The following is a 15689-nucleotide window of genomic DNA, read 5'->3' as shown; positions in this document are numbered from 1 at the left end:
GTCGTGCGGCTCGGCGAATCGCCGATCACCATGAGCCACGGCGGGCCCGCGATGGCGGCGCTGCTCGCGCAGTGGCCGGACACCGATGCCGTGATGTGCGTCAGCGACATGTCGGCATTCGGCGCGATCATGGAATGCCACCGGCGCGGCCTGTCCGTGCCCGCGGACATCGCAGTGGCCGGCTTCGGGAATTTCGAAGTGGCCGCATGCTGCCACCCTGCCATCACGACCGTATCGGTCGACGCATACGGCACCGGGCAGCGTGGCGCTACTGCCGGTAAGCAAGACCTTCGGCCCGGAAGCGGTGCGCGCGGCGGCCGCGCTGGGCTTCCAGCGCTTCGGCGAGAACAAGACCCAGGAGATCCGCCAGAAGCTCGAGCCCCTGGCGGACCTGGGTATCCAATGGGTGCTGATCGGCCACCTGCAAACCAACAAGGCCAAAGACGCCGCGCGCGATGCGGCCGAAGTGCAGTCGCTGGACCGCCCCGAACTGGCCCAGGCCCTGCAGCGCCGCCTGGACGCCGAAGCCCGCACGCTGGATGTGCTGGTGCAGGTGAAAACCTCGCCCGAACCCAGCAAACACGGCATGGAGCCGGACGCGGTGGCCGGTTTCCTGCGCTGGGTGGCGCGCGAATGCCCGGCGCTGCGGGTACAGGGGCTGATGACGCTGGCGGTGCAATCGGACGACCCCGAAGCCGTGCGCGCCTGCTTTCGCGCCTTGCGCGAACTGCGCGACCGGCTGCGAGCCGAAGACATCGACGGCGTGCGGCTGGACCGCCTGTCGATGGGCATGAGCGGCGATTTCGAGACCGCCATCGAAGAAGGCGCCACCGAGGTGCGCATCGGCAGCGCGATTTTCGGGGCGCGGGACTACGCGTAGGCAGGAATCAGTGCTTCATGTGCATGGTGTGCCCGCCGCCCGGGTTGTGGCCGATGGGCATGACCTTGAACTTCACGGCGACTTCGCCGGCGTTCTGGAACTTCAGCGTGGCCGGCACTTCTGCGCCTTCGGTGAAGGGCTGCTTCAGCTTCATGAACATGACGTGGTAGCCGCCGGGCGCCAGCTTGACTTCGCCATCGGCCGGCACGGGCACGCCATCGGGCAGGTGGCGCATGCGGGCCACGCCGTTTTCGTTCTGCACCGCATGCAGTTCGACGCGCTCGGCGGCATCGGACGTGACGGACACCAGGCGATCGGCCGCCTTGGCATCGTTGTCGATGTCCATGTAACCCGCGCCGTTGGCCTGGCCCGGCGCCGAGGCGCGCACCCAGACGTCGTCGATCTCGACCTGGCCGACCTTGTAGTCGCGCGCCCAGGCCGACGTGGCCGTGCACAGACCCAGCGCGGCAAGCAGCGCCCATTGACGGATTTTCATGAAAGACACCTCCGTGATGCTGCCGGCCCGCGGTCGAGCGCGGCGGGTTAACGCCGCCGGACCAAGGTGCCGGCGGCCGCCAGGACCGATTGGGTCAAGGCTTCCATAGCCTGCGAGTTTACCCGCCAGTGCTGCCAGTACAGCGGCACGTCTTCGGTGGCGCGCGCCCGCAGGGGCACCAGGCGGCCGGATTCCAGGTCGTCGCGGATCATGGGCAGCGGGTTCATTGTCCAGCCCAGGCCGTCCAGTGTGGCCTGCACGAAGGCCCGCGACGAAGGCAGCCACCATACCGGCGGCTGCCAGGGCGCCTTGCCCATGACCTTGCGCGCGAAGCGTGCCTGCAGCGCGTCTTTGCGGTTGAACACCAGCACCGGCGCGGCGGCCAGGCTGCGCGCATTGACCCCTTGGGCGAAATGCCGGGCATGGAAGGCCGGCGTGCAGGTGGCCACGTAGCGCATGCTGCCCAGCGGGTGAATGCGGCAGCCCTGCACCGGATCGGCCAGGGCCGTCACGGCGCCCAGCACCGAGCCATTGCGCAGCAGCGCGACGGTGTGGTCCTGGTCTTCGGACTGCAGGTCTAGCGTGGCTCGGCTGCGTTCGGCGAACAGCCGGGCCGCGTCCATGAACCAGGTTTCCAGGCTGTCGTGGTTGACCGCCACGGCAATGCTGGCGTGCGGCACGGCGTCGCCTTCCAGGCCCAGGCGGTCGAGCGCGTCGTGTTCCAGCAGGGCGGCCTGCTCCGCCAACTGCACCAGCACCTGGCCGTCTGGCGTGGCAACGGCGGGCACGGTGCGCTGCACCAGCAGGCGGCCGATGCGCGCTTCCAGTGCCTTGACCCGCTGCGACACCGCCGAGGGCGTGACGCTGAGCGCGGCGGCCGCGCGTTCGAAGCTGCCCTCGCGCACCACCGCGGCCAGGGCGCGCAGATTGCCGTGGTCGATTTTCATTGGTTTAGTATTACTTAATCAGGTTAAAGAAAATTAGCTGTATTTCATCCGCCAGGCAAGCCAGAATGCAGCCCTGGCCGCGGCATATCGCCGCGGCGCTGCATTTCCGGACCACCTGTTCATGTTCACGCTTGCTTCGTTTCCCGCATTGTTCACCGCCTGGGCCAGCGGCACCGCCACCGGGCTGGGCCTGTTTGCCGTGGTGGGCGCGCAAAGTGCCTTCATCCTGCGGCAGGGCCTGATGCGCGCGCATCTGCTCAGCGTGCTGGTGCTGTGCGCGGCGATCGACGCGGTGTTCATCTTCGCCAGCGTCTGGGGGCTGCAAGCGGTGGCGGAATGGTTTCCCTGGCTGACGCAGGCCATTCTCTGGTTCGGGGTGGCGTTCCTGGGCTGGTACGCGGCGCTGCTGGCGGCCACCGGCTTCACGCTGCTGAACCCTCATTTCTGGCTGGACATGATGGTGGTGGGGTCTCTGGCGCACGGCTTCGACCAGGCGCGTCTGGCCTTCGCCGCCGGCGCCCTTACGGCCAGCATCGTGTGGCTGGCCGTACTGGGCATCGGGTCGCGGCTGTTCGCGCCGTGGTTCGAAGATGCCCGCGCCTGGCGGGTGCTGGACGGCGCCATCGCGCTGGTCATGGCGGCGCTGGCGGCCAAGCTGGCGTATAACGGGCTGGCCTGAAGGGCAACGGCTTCATGCCGTGCCCGACACAGACGGTGTCTGGCACCTGCGGAGCCAGACACCCGGCGATAAGCTGCCGCGTCGAGTTTTCGCCGGCACTACCAGGTGTCTGGCTCCCGTCAGGGTGCCAGACACCGTCCAACTAAGACTGTCGTGGCGCACAGCGGTGCCAGACACCCGGCAAACCACGGCGGCTTAAGCTCCTTTAGCGTCCGTTACCAGGCTCACTATTCATACGACCGCACGTCGTCGATGACCTTGCCGTCGTTGGGCAGGCTGCCCGCGTCCATCCATTGCACATCCGCGCGCAGTTTGGTCACGTCGCGAACCGATTCGGCGATGCGTTCGGACAGGGCTTCCGACTGGTCGCGCGATTCCGCCTGCAGCACCATGCGGTCGGTGCCCATGCGCCCGCTGACCACCAGGCGGGCGCGGACGATTTCGGGGTGGCGGGCCAGCACATCGGCTACCTGCGAGGGATGCACGAACATGCCGCGCACCTTGGTGGTCTGGTCGGCGCGGCCCATCCAGCCCTTGATGCGGATATTGGTGCGCCCGCAGGGCGAAGCGCCGGGCAGGATGGCCGACAGGTCGCCCGTGCCGAAGCGCATCAGCGGGTAGTCCGGATTCAGGGTGGTGACCACCACCTCGCCCACTTCGCCGTCGGGCACCGGCGTGCCGGTGCCGGGACGCACGATTTCCAGGATGATGTCCTCGCCCACCACCAACCCTTCGCGCGCTTCGGTCTCGAAAGCGATCATGCCCAGGTCGGCGCTGCCGTAGGCCTGGTAGCCGTCGATGCCCCGCGCGGCCAGCCAGTCGCGCAGCGAGGGCGGAAACGCTTCGCCGGATACCAGGGCGCGCCGCAGCGAAGGCAGTTGCACGCCCAGCTCGTCGGCTTTCTCCAGGATGATCTTCAGGAAGCTGGGGGTGCCGGTATAGCCGCTGGGCGCCAGGTCCAGGATGGCGCGCACCTGTTGTTCGGTTTGCCCGGTGCCCCCCGGGAACACCGTGCAGCCCACGGCATGCGCGGCGGTTTCCATCATGGAACCGGCGGGCGTGAAATGGTACGAAAAGCAGTTGTAGGCCAGTTCGCCACGGCGGAAACCGGCGGCATACAAGGCGCGGGCGAAGCGCCAGTAGTCGGCGCGCCCGCTTTCCGGCTCGTAGATGGGGCCTGGCGAGGCGAACGCACGCAGCGCCTGTCCCCAGCCTATGGTGGAGAACCCGCCGAACGCCTTCGCGGCGCCGGTCGGCCCGGAAGCGGCCCGATTGTGTTGTTGCTGGTGCAGCAGCTCGTGCTTGCGCAGCACAGGCAGGCGGGCCAGCGCCTGGCGCGAGTTCACGCCGCGCGGATCGATGCCGTGCAATTGCTCGGCAATGGCCGGCGCGCCCGCCATGGCGCGTTCTACCGCCTCCGGCAGCGCCGCCATCAGGTCGCGTTCGCGCTGCTCGGGCGCGCGGGTTTCCAGTGCATCAAAAAACGCAGGCATGGGATCGCACTCTTCGGGATACCGGTTGGGCGGATGAAAAACGCCGGAATCAGGCCAGCCAGCGCTTGCGGCGCCGGTAGAACTTGTGGTCGCGGAAGCTCTTGCGCTCGCCGCTGGCAATACCCAGGTAAAACTCTTTCACGTCCTCGTTGCGCGCCAGGTCACCGGCCGCTCCGTCCATCATGACGCGGCCGTTTTCCAGGATGTAGCCGTAATCGGCATATCGCAGCGCGATGTTGGTGTTCTGCTCGGCCAGCAGGAAGCTGACGCGCTCGCGCTGGTTCAGGTCGCGCACGATCTCGAAGATTTCCTCGACGATCTGCGGCGCCAGGCCCATGGACGGTTCGTCCAGCAGAATCATGTTGGGGTTGGCCATCAGCGCGCGGCCGATGGCGGTCATTTGCTGTTCACCGCCCGAGGTATAGCCAGCCTGGCTGGCGCGCCGCTGCTTCAGCCGCGGGAAATACTGGTACACCCGTTCCAGGGCCGCCGTGGTGTCGCCGCGGTTCAGGTCGCGGGTATAGGCGCCGGTCAGCAGGTTTTCTTCGATGGTCAGGTGCGCGAAGCAGTGGCGGCCCTCCATCACCTGCACCACGCCGCGCCGCACCAGTTCGGCCGGCGACAGTTTTTCGATGCGCTGGCCGCGGTACTGGATATAGCCCTTGGTCACATCGCCCCGTTCGCCTTTCAGCAAGTTCGACACCGCGCGCAGCGTGGTGGTCTTGCCCGCGCCATTGGCCCCCAGCAGTGCCACGATGCGGCCTTCCGGCACTTGCAGCGACACACCCTTGAGCACCAGGATGACGTGGTTGTAGATGACCTCGATGCCGTTCACGTCGAGCAGCGTCTTGTCGGGAGGGGCAGCGGTTGCAGCGGTCATGGCAATTCCTGCACAGGTGGCCGCCGGCGCACACGGCGCCGGCGGCCGGTTCACATCAGCCTTCGCACTTGCGCGGGGTGATGTTCTTCTCTTTGGCATACTTCGCCGCGGCTTCCTTCACCAGCGGTCCGGTCATGGTCTTGTCGGCCTGGTACCAGTCGGACGCCACCTTGAACTCCTTGCCGTCCCACTGGACGATGCGGGCCCAGTCGTCGCCCATGTGGTTGCTGCAAGAGGTCTTGACCGGGCGCATGATGTCGCCGAAGCCCAGCTCGTTCAGGCGTTCCTGGGTGAGGTTCAAGTTCTCGAAACCCCAACGCACCTGCTCGGGCGTCATGTGCTTGCCCTTGCCGTACTTCTCCTGCGCGGTACGGATGGCTTCCACCTGCAGCATGGAGATCATCATGCCGCGCGTGTGCGCAATGGTGTTCAGCGTATTGCTGGCGGACGAATCGCTGCCCTGGCCCTTGTCGTACACATACTTCTTGAGGTCTTCGTAGACCTTGCCGGTGGCCGCGCTGTTGTGGATGGTGATGGCGTTATAGCCCTTGGCCACGCTGCCCAGGTCTTTGACGTCGCCCTCCGAGCCCGCCCACCAGATGGCATACATCTTGTCGCGCGGATAGCCGCTGGCCTGCGCCTCGCGGATGGCGGTGGGCGTCATGATGCCGGCGCTCCACAGCAGCACGTACGCGGGGCGCGCCTGGCGGATCTGCAGCCAGGTGGATTTCTGTTCCACGCCGGGCGCGGTCACCGGGTACAGCAGCAGTTCGAAACCCTGCGCCGCGGCGCGCTTCTGCAACAGCGGAATGGGCTCTTTGCCGTACGGCGAATCGTGATACACCAGGGCGATCTTCTTGCCCTTGAGTTTGTCCATGCCGCCTTCTTTCTTGGCGATGTCCTGGATCATCACGTCGGCGGCGGTCCAGTAGGTGCCCAGCAGCGGGAAGTTCCATTCGAACACGCTGCCATCCACCGATTGCGACAGGCCGTAACCCATGGTCTCGACCGACACCCCGTCGGCCATGGCCTTGTCGGTCACGGCGAAGGTGATGCCGGTGGACTGCGTGTCGAAGCCCGACGCGCCGCCGCCTTTGGACTTCAGGCGCTCGTAGCATTCCACGCCGCGGTCGGTGGCATAGGCGGTTTCACATTCTTCATAAGTGATCTTCACGCCGTTGACGCCACCGTCGCGCGCATTGACCAGCTTCAGGTAATCCAGCTTGCCGTCGGCCCACGGTATGCCCAGCGGCGCGAACGAGCCAGTGCGGTACACCAAGAGCGGAACGAACTGCTCTTCGGCTGCCAGTGCCGGCGCGGCGATTGCGGTCAACGCGCCGCTTGCGGCGACCATGGCCGCCGCCCACTTCAGGTTAAGACGCTTCATCTCCATTTACCTCCTGCTTGGTGTGTTTGACACCAGGATTGGCCCGGTCTGAAGCCGGGTAGTCGAAATGGCCGCCGCGCCGCTCATGCCGGCACGGCGGCCGGATATCAATGCGGGAAAGGCCAGATGCGCAACTTTTCCTTGCCGATGGTCCACAGCCGCGCCAGCCCGTGCGGCTCGGCGATCAGGAAGAACACGATCAGCGCGCCGAACACCATGTGCTCGATGTGCGCCGCCGTATCCACCGATAGCGACAGCCCCAGCAGATGCGGCACGTTGGTCAGCGCCACCGGCACCAGCACGATGAATGCGGCGCCGAAGAAGCTGCCCATGATGGACCCCAGGCCGCCGATGATCACCATGAACAGCAGCTGGAAGGAACGCGCCAGGTCGAAGGCCAGCGGTTCCCATGAACCCAGGTGGATATAGCCCCACAGCGCGCCGGCCACGCCCACGATGAACGAACTGACGGCAAAGGCGGTAAGTTTGGCGTACATGGGCCGGATGCCGATCACGGCGGCGGCCACGTCCATGTCGCGGATAGCCATCCATTGGCGACCAATGGCGCCGCGCACCAGGTTCTTGGCCAGCAGCGTGAACACCACCACGATCAGCAGCACGAACAGATAGCGCTGCGTGGACGTCTGCACCGGCAGGCCGAAGGCCGTCAGGGCCGGCACCGACACGCTGCCGGACGAGGAGTAATTGGTGAAGAACGGAATGCGTAGAAAGGCCCAGTCCACGAAGAACTGCGCGGCCAGGGTGGCCACGGCCAAATACAGCCCGCGGATGCGCAGGCTGGGGATGCCGAACAGCACGCCCACCAGCGTGGCGAAGCAGCCGCCCAGCAATAGCTGCAGCACCAGCGGCATGCCCGGGAAGCGCACGCCGAAATTCCAGGCCGCATAGGCGCCCACCGCCATGAACGCGCCGGTGCCCAGCGAGATCTGGCCGCAGTACCCCACCAGGATGTTCAAGCCCACGGCGGCCAGCGCCAGGATCAGGAAGGGAATCAGGATGGCCCGCAACAGGTAGTCGCTGGCCAGCAGCGGCACCGCCACGAAGGCCACGGCCAGCAGCAGGCCCATGAAAATGCGGTCCTGGCGGATCGGGAAGATCTGCTGGTCGGCGCGATAGCCGGTCTTGAATTGGCCGTTTTCGCGATAGAACATATAGCTTTCCTCAGACCCGGTCGATGATTTTCTCGCCGAACAGCCCTTGCGGGCGGAACAGCAGGAACACGAGCGCCAGCACGTAGGCGAACCAGATTTCAATGCCGCCGCCCACCAGCGAACCCAGGTAGACTTCCGACAGTTTCTCGCCCACGCCGATAATCAGGCCGCCGATGATGGCGCCCGGCACCGACGTCAGGCCGCCCAGGATCACCACCGGCAAGGCGCGCAGCGCCGCCGTCGACAGGGTGAACTGCACGCCGAACTTCGACCCCCAGATAATGCCGGCCACCAGCGCCACCAGGCCGGCCACGCTCCACACGATGACCCAGATGCGGTTCAGCGGAATGCCGATGGATTGCGCCGCCTGGTGATCGTCGGCCACGGCGCGCAACGCGCGCCCGGTGCTGGTGTACTGGAAGAACAGCGCCAGCGCCGCCACCAGCAGGGCGGCCACCACGGCGGCGGTCAGGTCTTCCAGGTTGATGAGCACCCCGCCTTCGAACATGGATTCCAGAATGAAGGCGGGCTCTTTCGGCATGCCCACGTCGATGCTGTACACCGAACTGCCGAAGGCGATCTGGCCCAGGCCGTCAAGAAAGTAGCTGATGCCCAGCGTGGCCATGAGCAAGGTGGTGGCCTCCTGGTTGACCAAGTGCCGCAGCACATAGCGTTCCACGGCCACCGCCAGCAGGAACATCAGTACGGCGCTGAAGATGAAGGCCAGCACATTGGCCAGCAGCAGGTTCTCGAAACCCAGCCAGGCGGGAATCCATTCCGAAAAGCGCGCCATCGACAGCGCCGCCACCAGCACCATCGCGCCCTGCGCGAAATTGAACACGCCCGATGCCTTGAAGATCAGCACGAAGCCCAGGCCGATCAGCGCATACAGCATGCCGCTCATCAGGCCGCCAAACACGGTTTCCAGGAAAAATCCCATGTCTTTGCCTTGTTAATGCGAAACGCCCAGGTAGGCCTGGATGACCGCCTCGTTGGCCCGGACTTCGTCGGGCTTGCCGTCGCCGATTTTCTTGCCGTAGTCCAGCACCACCACGCGGTCGGAGATATCCATGACCACGCCCATGTCGTGTTCGATGAGCACGATGGTGGTGCCGAACTCATCGTTCACATCCAGAATGAAGCGGCTCATGTCCTGCTTTTCTTCGATGTTCATGCCCGCCATGGGCTCGTCCAGCAGCAGCAGGCGCGGCTCCATGGCCAGCGCGCGGCCCAGGTCCACGCGCTTTTGCAGGCCGTAGGGCAGGCGGCCCACGGGCGTCTTGCGATGGGCCTGGATTTCCAGGAAGTCGATGATGTTCTCGACGAATTCGCGGTGGCGGATTTCCTCGCGTTCGGCCGGGCCCCAGCGCAGCGCCTGCGACAGCAGGCCGCATTTCATGCGCAGGTTGCGGCCCGTCATGATGTTGTCCAGCACGCTCATGCCCTTGAACAGGGCCAGGTTCTGGAAGGTGCGGGCAATGCCCATCTCGGCGACGCGGCGCGGATTCATGCGCGTATAGCGCCGGGCCTCGAATTCGATGCCACCCTTTTGCGGCGTGTACACACCGTTGATGACGTTCAGCATCGAGCTCTTGCCGGCGCCATTGGGGCCGATAATGGCGCGGATCTCGTGTTCGCGCACATTGAACGAAATATCGGTCAGCGCCTTCACGCCGCCGAACGCCAGCGAGATATTCTGCAGGTCGAGCATGACCTTGCCGATGCGCTGCTCGCGGTCTGGTTGGCTCATGTCTACGCGGCCTGGGCGGTAATGGAAGGGAAGGTCTTGACCGGGCGGATTTTCAGGTCGGCGGCGATCTTGCCGGTGCGGCCGTCCTCGAACTTCACCTCGGTCTCGATGTACTGCGTGTCCTGGCCGGCGAACAGCGCATCGACCAGGACACCATATTTCTGGGCGATGAAAGCGCGCCGCACCTTGCGCGTGCGGGTCAGCTCGTCGTCGTCGGGGTCCAGTTCTTTGTGCAGGATAAGGAAGCGCGAAATCTGCGAGGTGGACAACTTCGGATCGCCCGCCAGGTCGGCGTTGGTCTTCTCGATGCATTCGCCCACCAGCTGGTACACCTCGTCCTTGCCGGCCAGGTCGGTGTAGCCGGCATAAGGCAGGCCGCGCCGCTCGGCCCAGTTGCCCACGGCTTCCAGGTCGATGTTGACGAACGCGCACACGTGGTCGCGCCCGGCTCCAAAGGCCACGGCTTCCTTGATGTGCGGGAAGAACTTGAGCTTGTTTTCCAGGTACTTGGGAGCGAACAGGCTGCCATCGGCCAGCTTGCCCACGTCTTTGGCGCGGTCGATGATCTTCAGCTGGCCGTCGGTATCCAGGTAGCCCGCATCGCCAGTGTGGAACCAGCCTTCGGCATCGCGCGCCTCGGCGGTGGCCTGCGGATTGCGGTAATACTCTTTGAACAGGCCCGGGCTTTTGACCAGGATTTCGCCATTTTCGGCCACGCGGATCTCCACCCCGCTGACGGGCGCGCCCACGGTGTCGTCGCGCACCTGGCCATCGGGCTGCACGCACACGAACACCGAGGTCTCGGTAGACCCGTACAACTGCTTCAGGTTGATGCCGATGGACCGGTAGAACACGAACAGATCGGGCCCGATGGCCTCGCCCGCCGTGTAGGCCACCCGCACGCGGCTCATGCCCAGCGCGTTGCGCAGCGGCCCGTACACCAGCACATTGCCCAGCGCGTAGCGCAGACGGTCCCACGCGCCGACCGGCTCGCCGTCCAGGATACGCACCCCGACACGCCGCGCCAGGTTCATGCAGGCACGGAACAGCGAGCGCTTGATGCGGCCGGCATCTTCCATGCGGATCATGACGTGCGTCAGCAGCTCTTCCAGTACACGCGGCGGCGCGAAATAGTACGTGGGGCCGATATCGCGCATGTCGATCGACACGGTCTCGGGCGATTCCGGATGGTTCACCGTAAAGCCGCTGACCAGCAGTTGGGTGTACGAGAACATGTTCTGCCCGATCCAGGCCGGCGGCAGGTAGGCCAGTACATCTTCCCGGTCGGTGAGTTGTTCCATCTGGGCCACCGCGCGGGCCCGGTCGATCAGGGCATGATGGGTCAGCACCACGCCCTTGGGCTTGCCCGTGGTGCCCGAGGTATAGAACATGGCGGCGGCGTCATGCGGCTGCACGGCGGCGGCGGCCTGGTCGAAAAAGCCCGCATTGGCATCGGCATGCTCGCGGCCGACGGCCTCCAGCTGTTCATACGAACGCAGCATGGGGTCGGCGTAGTTGCGCATGCCGCGCGGGTCGTCGTAGATGACGTGGGCCAGGTCGGGGCACTGGCCGCGCACGTCCAGCATCTTGTCGACCTGTTCCTGGTCTTCCACCACCACCACGCTGACGCTGGCATCTTGCAGCACGTAGACCATTTCCTGGGCCACGGCGTCCTGGTACAGCGGCACCGGAATCGCGCCCAGCGCCTGCGCGGCCATCATGGCTATATACAGGCGCGGACGGTTCTCGCCGATGACGGCGACGTGCATGCCGGGGGAAATGCCCAGCGCGGCCAGGCCATGCGCGGCCAGCCTGACGTGATGAGCGACATCGCTCCAGGTCAGGGTTTGCCAGATGCCCAGGTCTTTCTCGCGTATGGCGGGCCGCGACCCGCGTACGCCGGCATGCTGCAGCAGCAGGCCGGGAAAGGTGCCGGGCGCGGCCGGCGTAGTGCCGGTTGCAGGCTGTACTTGCGCCACGTTGTCTCCTCCGGTTTGGGGGCCGCCCCTGTTGGCATTCAAGCTGGCGGCATGAACACCGGGGCGGCACTTGACCAGTTCTATCGATATACGGCAGTAGTTAAGGTATAAGCTTGGGTTCCCGCCGACTGTCACGATTGCGACATTCCAAGAACATTTAGGGTATTCCCGATGCAGCTAGCCGATTCCCTGCACCTTGCCGCGGCCTGGTTCCGCGTCTTGACCGACGAGCAGCAAGCGCGCGTGGAACGGGATATTGCAGTGCAGCCGGCACAGGCTGGCACGATCATAGAACGCAAAGGCGAGCTTGCGCAGGCCTGGATCGGCGTGCTGGCCGGCCTGGTAAAGGTATCCGTGGGCAATGCCGAAGGCAAGGTGGCATCGCTGACGGGCGTGCCCGCCGGGGGCTGGATAGGCGAAGGGTCGCTACTGAAGCGCGAAGTGCGCAAGTACGACGTGGTGGCATTGCGCGATTCGGTGGTGGCGCGCCTGCCGGCGGCCACCTTCGATTGGCTGCTGGACACCAGCATCCCGTTCAACCGTTATTTGCTGCATCAGTTGAACGAACGCGTGGCGCAGTTCATCGGCAAGGCCGAATACGACCGCCTGCTGGACCCGGACGCTCGCGTGGCGCGCTGCCTGGCCGAGCTGTTCAACCCTTTGTTGTACCCCGGCATGGGCATGCGGCTGGCCATTACCCAGGAAGAAGTGGGCTACCTGGCGCGGGTATCGCGGCAGCGGGCCAACCAGGCGCTGGGCAAGCTGGAAGAAGCCGGCCTGCTGCAGGTGGAATACGGCGCGGTGCGGGTGCTGGACCTGGAAGGACTGAAACACTATGGGGCAGACACCACCCATGTTCACTGAGGCACAGGCCGACCCGACACTGTCGAAGGAAGAATTCGAAACCCAGGAAGCGCGGCTGCGTGCCGCCTTGCTGAAAGCCCAGTACAACATGCTGGAACGCGCCGACCGCGCACTGCTGATCGTGGTGGCCGGCATCGACGGCGCCGGCAAGGGCGCGGCCATCAATCTGCTGAACGAATGGATGGACCCGCGCCACATCCACACCCTGGGTTTCGGCGCGCCCGAGGCCGATGAACTGGAACGCCCTCCCCTGTGGCGTTACTGGAACGAAATGCCGGCCAAGGGCAAAACCGGCATCGTGTTCGGGTCCTGGTACGTGCCGCTGCTGCGCGAAGCCGTGCGCAAGAAACCGCGCCAGCGCCGCATCGAAGCGCATGCCGAGGCCATACGCCGGTTCGAGGCCATGCTGGCCGCCGACGGCGTGCAGGTCGTCAAGCTCTGGTATCACCTGTCGGCGAAGGCGCAGGCGGCGCGCACCAAACGCCTGCTGGCCAGCCCCGAGACCGCCTGGCAGGTGACGCGCGACGACCGCCGGGTGCAGAAGAAATTCGACCGGGTCTGCGATGCCGGCCGCCTGGCCATCGACCTGACCCACGGCGCGCATGCGCCCTGGACCATCATTCCCAGCGCCGACGAAGCGCTGCGCGCGGTGCGCACCAGCGAAACCGTGCTGGCCGCGCTGCGCCAGCGCAGCATTCCGCGCGTGCCGCCCGAATTCGTCGAGCCCGCCACCAGGCCGCCACGCCAGGTGCGCCGGCTGGACGACGTCGACTATGAATCGCACCTGGACAAAACCGAGTACGAGGCCGAACTGGGCTTGCTGCAGGGGCGGCTGGCCCGGGCGGTTCGGTCGGATGCCTTTCGCAAGCGCACGCTGGTGCTGGTATTCGAAGGCCAGGACGCCGCCGGCAAGGGCGGCACCATCCGGCGCGTGACACGCGCCCTGGACGCGCGGCAGTTCGACATCAGCCCCATCGGCGCGCCGCAGCCGCATGAACTGGCGCGGCCTTATTTATGGCGTTTCTGGCGCCGGCTGCCGCGGCAGGGGCGCATCGCCATTTTCGACAGATCCTGGTACGGGCGCGTGCTGGTCGAACGCGTGGAACGCCTGGCCGCCCCCACTGCCTGGCGCCGTGCCTACGGCGAGATCAACGACTTCGAGCGCCAGCTGGCCGACCACGGCGCCGTGGTGCTGAAATTCTGGCTGGCCGTCACGGCCGACGAACAGTTGCGCCGCTTCCGCGAACGGGAACGTTCGCCGTTCAAGCATTTCAAGATCACCGCCGAAGACTGGCGCAACCGCAAGCAATGGAACGCCTATGCCGCCGCGGTCAACGACATGCTGGCGCGCACCGATACCCAGCGGGCGCCCTGGCATGTCGTGCCATCCAATGACAAGCGTTATGCTCGTATCCAGGTGCTGCGCCATATCGTCGCCGCGCTCGAAGACGCCCTTTGACCCTGACACCCGAAACGCCATGACATCCTCCGCCAGGCAGCCCGCCGACATCCGCCCCGTTACCCAGGCCAACTTCGACGTGTGGCTGCCCCTATGGAAGGGGTACCAGGCCTTCTACAACGTCGACATCGCCGACGCTGTCACCCGCACTACCTGGGAACGCTTCCTGGATCCGGCCGAGCCCATGCATGCGGCGCTGGCCTTTGACAACGGCCGGGCCGTGGGCATGGTGCATTGGGTGCTGCACCGCTCGTGCTGGACGGCGGGCGACTACTGTTACCTGCAAGACCTGTTCGTGGCGCCCGACGTGCGCGGCGGCGGCCACGGCCGCGCCCTGATCGAACACGTGTACGCCCAGGCCCGTGCCGTGAATGCCGCGCGGGTGTACTGGCTGACGCATGAAACCAATCACAATGCCATGCAGCTGTACGACCGCATCGCCGATCGTCCGGGCTTCATCCAGTACCGGAAAACGCTGTGAGCGCGCGCGACCCCGACTGCCCGCTGTGCCGTGAAGACGGTGGCACCCTGCTATGGCGTGGCACGCATCTGCGCGTCATTGAAGTGGACGATGCCGACTACCCCGGTTTCACGCGGGTGGTGTGGAATGGCCACTTGCCGGAAATGACCAGCCTGTCCACCCATGGGCGCGACATGCTGATGCGCGCCGTGTACACCATCGAACAGGCGCAGCGCGACATTCTGGGGCCCGACAAGGTCAACCTGGCGTCGTTGGGCAATATGGTGCCGCACCTGCACTGGCACGTGATTCCGCGCTTTCGCGGCGACCGCCACTTCCCCGACGCCATCTGGGCGCCGCCGCGCGTGGCGGCCGGCACCGAATCGGACGACTGGCACGCGCGGCAGGCCCGCATCCAGCAACTGCTGCCGCGCTACCGGAATCGGGTGGGCGAGGCCATGAACGCGCTGCTGTGGCAGTAAGGGGCTGATTTCGGTGTAGTACTTATGGCGTCGGCGCGGGCCGGCGATTTCCGCCGCCCACCGCGGCGAAAATCGCCATTCGCGCGGCGGCTGGCTGAGGTCATTGACTGGCATGTCATGGGGTACTGTGATTCCAGGGGTCTGGCACTCATGGCACTACCTTAAGCTGCCGCGGCGAGTTTTTGCGGGCACTACCAGGTGTCCGGCTCCCGTCAGGGTGCCGGACACCGTACAACTGAGACTGTCGTGGTACACGACGGTGTCTGGCACCCTGGCGGGAGCCAGACCCCCCCGCGCCACTTCCCACAAGGCTTTGCCCCCATCAGCCACCAACCGAATGCCTTTTCCCGGCGATGAGGGAACGATCAACATTGCCCGCCCCGCGGCGCCAGAAGAAAAAAGACCCACCGCTTTCCAGAACCGCCACGCCATCTGCCAAACCCGAATCCGGGCCCCTTACCACTGGTACCCGACTCCCACGGCCCCTCCCACGTCGCCGCGCGATGAACCGTTGGCGGCGGCCTTCATCACCCAGCCGCCGCCGGAGGACACCCGCGATAGTCCCAGGGCGTAGCCCGATTCGCCATTCCAGGTGCCGCCGGCCAGCGACACCATGTTGCGGCCCGGCAGGTAGGCTTGCGGCAGGCCGGCGGTGGCCATGGCGGCGGCCACGCCGGCGCGCAGTTCGCGGTTCATGCTGCGCACGTCCGAACGCAGGCGCGACAGGCCCTGCTCGGCGCCCTGGGTGGCGGCGCGCAGTT

15 protein-coding genes and 2 pseudogenes are annotated in these 15689 nt (G+C 65.9%); 7 read left to right on the top strand and 10 right to left on the bottom strand.

What is annotated here, in order from left to right:
- Positions 1–264: pseudogene (locus LPZ50_RS11240) on the top strand (substrate-binding domain-containing protein); the annotation flags it as partial.
- Positions 254–880, top strand: a pseudogene (locus tag LPZ50_RS11235) (YggS family pyridoxal phosphate-dependent enzyme); the annotation flags it as partial. The pseudogenes LPZ50_RS11240 and LPZ50_RS11235, both read left to right, overlap by 11 nt.
- 7 nt (positions 881–887) lie before the next feature.
- Here the strand turns inward: LPZ50_RS11235 and LPZ50_RS11230 are convergent.
- A complete protein-coding gene (locus LPZ50_RS11230) occupies positions 888–1376 on the bottom strand; it encodes a copper chaperone PCu(A)C (protein ID WP_230661404.1) in 489 nt (162 codons plus the stop codon).
- Positions 1377–1423: 47 nt separating this feature from the next.
- A complete protein-coding gene (locus LPZ50_RS11225; RefSeq protein WP_230661401.1) occupies positions 1424–2323 on the bottom strand; it encodes a LysR family transcriptional regulator ArgP in 900 nt (299 codons plus the stop codon).
- Positions 2324–2444: 121 nt separating this feature from the next.
- Here LPZ50_RS11225 and LPZ50_RS11220 point away from each other — a divergent pair, with 121 nt between their 5' ends.
- A complete protein-coding gene (locus LPZ50_RS11220) occupies positions 2445–3002 on the top strand; it encodes a LysE/ArgO family amino acid transporter (RefSeq protein WP_230661399.1) in 558 nt (185 codons plus the stop codon).
- Positions 3003–3229: 227 nt separating this feature from the next.
- On the opposite strand, the gene LPZ50_RS11215 is transcribed toward LPZ50_RS11220, so the two are convergent.
- The 7 genes from LPZ50_RS11215 to LPZ50_RS11185 all read right to left on the bottom strand — a co-directional run bounded on the left by LPZ50_RS11215 (position 3230) and on the right by LPZ50_RS11185 (position 11663).
- On the bottom strand, positions 3230–4495 hold the full coding sequence (locus LPZ50_RS11215; protein WP_230661397.1) for a phenylacetate--CoA ligase family protein: 1266 nt from the start codon (positions 4493–4495) through the stop codon (positions 3230–3232).
- Between the two features lie 49 nt (positions 4496–4544).
- Positions 4545–5375, bottom strand: a complete 831-nt coding sequence (locus tag LPZ50_RS11210; RefSeq protein ID WP_230661395.1) for an ABC transporter ATP-binding protein — start codon at positions 5373–5375, stop codon at positions 4545–4547.
- A gap of 55 nt (positions 5376–5430) precedes the next feature.
- Positions 5431–6768, bottom strand: coding sequence for an ABC transporter substrate-binding protein (locus LPZ50_RS11205; protein ID WP_230661393.1), 1338 nt, complete (start codon positions 6766–6768; stop codon positions 5431–5433).
- A gap of 101 nt (positions 6769–6869) precedes the next feature.
- On the bottom strand, positions 6870–7934 hold the full coding sequence (locus tag LPZ50_RS11200) for a branched-chain amino acid ABC transporter permease (RefSeq protein WP_230661391.1): 1065 nt from the start codon (positions 7932–7934) through the stop codon (positions 6870–6872).
- 10 nt (positions 7935–7944) lie between these two features.
- Positions 7945–8874, bottom strand: coding sequence for a branched-chain amino acid ABC transporter permease (locus LPZ50_RS11195; RefSeq protein ID WP_230661389.1), 930 nt, complete (start codon positions 8872–8874; stop codon positions 7945–7947).
- A gap of 12 nt (positions 8875–8886) precedes the next feature.
- Positions 8887–9684 (bottom strand): ABC transporter ATP-binding protein, encoded by a 798-nt coding sequence (locus LPZ50_RS11190; RefSeq protein ID WP_230661387.1) that lies wholly within the window; start codon positions 9682–9684, stop codon positions 8887–8889.
- Positions 9685–9686: 2 nt separating this feature from the next.
- Entirely contained in the window at positions 9687–11663 is a 1977-nt protein-coding gene (locus LPZ50_RS11185) for an AMP-dependent synthetase/ligase (RefSeq protein WP_230661384.1), read from the bottom strand.
- Between the two features lie 171 nt (positions 11664–11834).
- On the opposite strand from LPZ50_RS11185, the gene LPZ50_RS11180 reads away from it, so the two are divergent.
- From LPZ50_RS11180 to LPZ50_RS11165, 4 genes are read left to right on the top strand one after another with little or no spacing between them, the layout of a single operon-like run.
- Positions 11835–12527 carry a Crp/Fnr family transcriptional regulator gene (locus tag LPZ50_RS11180; RefSeq protein ID WP_230661382.1) on the top strand — a complete coding sequence of 231 codons (693 nt, stop codon included), beginning with the start codon at positions 11835–11837 and terminating at the stop codon, positions 12525–12527.
- Positions 12517–13986: a polyphosphate:AMP phosphotransferase gene (pap, locus tag LPZ50_RS11175; protein WP_230661379.1), complete on the top strand. Its 1470-nt coding sequence runs from the start codon at positions 12517–12519 to the stop codon at positions 13984–13986. Before LPZ50_RS11180 ends, pap begins: the two co-directional genes overlap by 11 nt.
- Before the next feature lie 19 nt (positions 13987–14005).
- On the top strand, positions 14006–14467 hold the full coding sequence (locus LPZ50_RS11170) for a GNAT family N-acetyltransferase (RefSeq protein WP_230661377.1): 462 nt from the start codon (positions 14006–14008) through the stop codon (positions 14465–14467).
- Entirely contained in the window at positions 14464–14928 is a 465-nt protein-coding gene (locus LPZ50_RS11165; protein ID WP_230661375.1) for an HIT family protein, read from the top strand. Before LPZ50_RS11170 ends, LPZ50_RS11165 begins: the two co-directional genes overlap by 4 nt.
- A 456-nt stretch (positions 14929–15384) precedes the next feature.
- On the opposite strand, the gene LPZ50_RS11160 is transcribed toward LPZ50_RS11165, so the two are convergent.
- On the bottom strand, positions 15385–15689 hold a 305-nt coding region (locus LPZ50_RS11160; RefSeq protein WP_230661373.1), incomplete at its 5' end, for a YadA-like family protein.

It is taken from the genome of Bordetella petrii (genome assembly GCF_020991325.1).
GTDB classification, from domain to species: Bacteria; Pseudomonadota; Gammaproteobacteria; order Burkholderiales; family Burkholderiaceae_B; genus Bordetella_A; species Bordetella_A petrii_E.
This window is presented reverse-complemented; position numbering and strand designations above follow the sequence as displayed.